Below are 2,848 nucleotides of genomic sequence, written 5' to 3'. Positions count from 1 at the left end.
CCGATGAGAACTGCCTGCGACGCCTCGTCACGTACCTACCTCTTCCAGACTTCTGTCAGCTTATGCAGCCGACTGTCCGGAATCTGCTGGGCACCTCAGTGCCCTACATCGACTGATGGCATCGTGGGCCCATGGGGAAGGATCTTGTCCGGGGTGCTGGTGTTGGGCTGCTGGTAGGCCTCGGGCTCGGGTACCCGGTGTCGCGGTTGTACGAGAAGGACATAGAGACGTACACGGTCATGCCCATGGTCGCCATGGGCATATTGCTGATCGTTCCCGGCGGATGGCTGCTTGCCGAAGGGCGCTCCCCCTTGAATGTGGACACCTTGGAGACTGGATGACCGCATTGTCGAAGCAGTCGCCGATCGACCCCATCGATGGAACCAGACCGGAATCGTGGGCACGGCGGGTAAAGGCCCAGGAGGTGAACTGCACCCCGTGATCGGAGGAGGTGATGCCGGGCTTCTGGCCGGTGTCGATTAGCTCCTGCTCGCGCCAGTTGTAGATCATCTGGTCGCTGATCTGTAGATCGAAGGCCACCTGCCGCACGGTCCGGCCAGCTTGCAACAGATCCAGGACTTTCCGACGGAACTCAGGGGAATATCTCCTTGCCATGCCGACCTCTCCTGAAGAGGCTGGAGGCATGTAAGTCAACCAAAGCGACTCCACGAAAGCCGGGGTACATCAAAATCTCCACCGAACCCGGGGCGATTCACCATCAAAGACGGGGCGGTTCAGCAGTCAGGATCTTGGCGCGTAGGGGCTGAGCATCCGCGCTACGACTTATGGTTTCAGGCTTACTACTGAAGCGCTTCTATAAGCGTGGCTGCACCCTCTGTGGACTGTTGAGGGCGCAGCCGTGTAGGTGTGAAGGCCGCTCAGTGTGGGTTGGCGGTGGGCTGGGGCGCGACGATGAACCTTACCGTGTTCTTTTCATGGCCACCCAACACCTCGTGTATGTACCAGGTGTCGGGAACATCTTCCGCCTGGAGGGGGTGCTCGGTCACATCCAAGCCAGAGCCGTCACGAGGAGAGGGTTCTGGAGGAGCCTTGTAGTAGCGCGAGACGGTGGCATGCCGCTGCTGAAGCATGAGCTTGACCTCACCTACCGTCCTGTTCGCCAGTTCCATTCCTTCCAGAATCTCGCCGCGAGCGGTCGGATCTCCCGAGATCTCATACCGTTCGCCAGGCCTAGCAGCCCGCCCAAAAGTGACCTCGAAAGGACTGCGCAGATCGACAGGAATACTCACTCCGGCCAGGCACCACATCTTTCCACAGTCGGTCCCTTCGATTTTCTTGATTCTAGGGCTTCTATTTCGATCCTTGATTTCGAATCCGTCGCTGTGGAACACCACCATCCTTTGGGGAGATGAGACGGAGACCATCGCGCCGACGAGGCTGGGCGATGCGGGTTCCATCTTCAATTCGACGTTCAGGCCATGTGCCGCGAAGTCCTGCCGATATCGCTCGGGGTCGGCATCCGGTTCCACGATCCTGACGTCGATATAGTCACCATTCTTGGTGAAAGCCAACGCTTTGGCCGGCCCCAGAGTCATAGGACCAATTTTGTCGGGATGCATGATGATCGGCATGACGACCGCTGCTCCCACCAGGAGGGCGGTGATGGGAATGAGGGTGAGCCACCTCCCCCAGGACCAGTGTGGTTTGATCGCCCGGGGCGCCCGTGCCGTGTCAGCGACAATGCTCTGGAGGGTGGCGGACAGCACCAGGGGATCCGCTCGGACATGACTGGCGGGGTCATGCGTCTGGAGCGTAGCCATCAACTGCTTGAGATCATTGGTCATACGGCATTCCCCTGGCAGGAAGGCTGGCGAGCAGCGACGGATTGTGGCTCTTCTCCGAGCAAGCGTCGTAGTCGTTTGCGTACGCGATGCAGTCGCATGGCAGCTGTAGGTCGGGAGCAGCCCACAACCTTCGCAGCCCCGCGGAGATCGAGCCCTTCCCAAGACATCAAGAGCACCAGTTCCCGATCGTCTTCGCTCAGACTGTTCAGCGCGGCCAGCGCCGTTTGTCGGGCGACGACCGTGGTCGCGTGGTCTGCTTCGACACCGTGGTGCTTCAGGCCCTCACTCGATGGACCGGCGAGTTCATCTCGCCGGTTGTCTCGTCTGATCAGATTCAGCGTGAGATTCCGAGCGGTCGCATACAGCCAGGGCAGCGGTTGTTCTCGGGGGAATCGCCCGTACTTCTCCCAGGCAATCTTGAACGTCTCGGCGGTTATGTCTGGAGCTTCCGCAGGACCAACCCGTCGCCAGGCGTACCGCAGAACCGACTCGTAATGGTCCTGGAACATGCGGGTGAAGCTTTCTTCATCACTCACACGCGGCCTCTCCTCCACCGTTTCGGTGCGTGTCGTGTCATCTACCTGGTAGATGTCGCGCAGCCGTCAGGTATCACCCATCGGTGACCAAACGCCCTACTGTGAGAGGTCATAGCCGCTTCCTCGCATGGCTCTGGGGAGGTCGGCGTGTACAGCTCGTAGCCGGTTTGGAACGCGCCTCACTTGTCTCGCTATCCGTCACGGCGGTTCAAGCGCATGGGCGGCGCGGCCGCGACCGGCCGGAGAGCCATAGCGCGGCCAGCGACCGCCCGGCGCGTGCAGGCCGCCGCAGGGGACTGCCTTGAAACAGTAAAGAAACGTCAGCCATCTCCTGGGACTGGACACATGATCGGCGTCCTGTTGGTCGCGAGGTCAACACTCCAACCGGATATCGGGACGCCTTGGCCGCTTGACTGCTTGGAGCGGCGGTCGTTATCCGGCGGCCGGATTCAGGGGGACGGAGGTCTCAGGCACCGACCAGTCCGAGGGCGTCCACACATCATCGGC

General features: G+C 60.7%; 3 protein-coding genes and 1 pseudogene. 1 reads left to right on the top strand and 3 read right to left on the bottom strand.

Translation table 11 applies throughout. The features are described 5' to 3' along the window. The first annotated feature begins 131 nt into the window (after window positions 1-131). Window positions 132-341 (top strand): hypothetical protein, encoded by a 210-nt coding sequence (locus IG98_RS52240; protein ID WP_030926354.1) that lies wholly within the window; start codon window positions 132-134, stop codon window positions 339-341. 136 nt (window positions 342-477) lie between these two features. Here IG98_RS52240 and IG98_RS55080 read toward each other — a convergent pair. From IG98_RS55080 to IG98_RS49915, 3 genes and pseudogenes are all read right to left on the bottom strand, one after another. Further along, window positions 478-615: pseudogene (locus IG98_RS55080) on the bottom strand (transposase); the annotation flags it as partial. A gap of 263 nt (window positions 616-878) precedes the next feature. Next, window positions 879-1,805 (bottom strand): hypothetical protein, encoded by a 927-nt coding sequence (locus IG98_RS0143575; protein WP_030926352.1) that lies wholly within the window; start codon window positions 1,803-1,805, stop codon window positions 879-881. Continuing rightward, window positions 1,802-2,341, bottom strand: a complete 540-nt coding sequence (locus IG98_RS49915; protein WP_084196096.1) for an RNA polymerase sigma factor — start codon at window positions 2,339-2,341, stop codon at window positions 1,802-1,804. Before IG98_RS49915 ends, IG98_RS0143575 begins: the two co-directional genes overlap by 4 nt. Window positions 2,342-2,848: the final 507 nt, after the last annotated feature.

Origin of the sequence: Streptosporangium amethystogenes, assembly GCF_000721075.1 — a bacterium.
GTDB classification, from domain to species: domain Bacteria; phylum Actinomycetota; class Actinomycetes; order Streptosporangiales; family Streptosporangiaceae; genus Streptosporangium; species Streptosporangium amethystogenes.
This window is presented reverse-complemented; position numbering and strand designations above follow the sequence as displayed.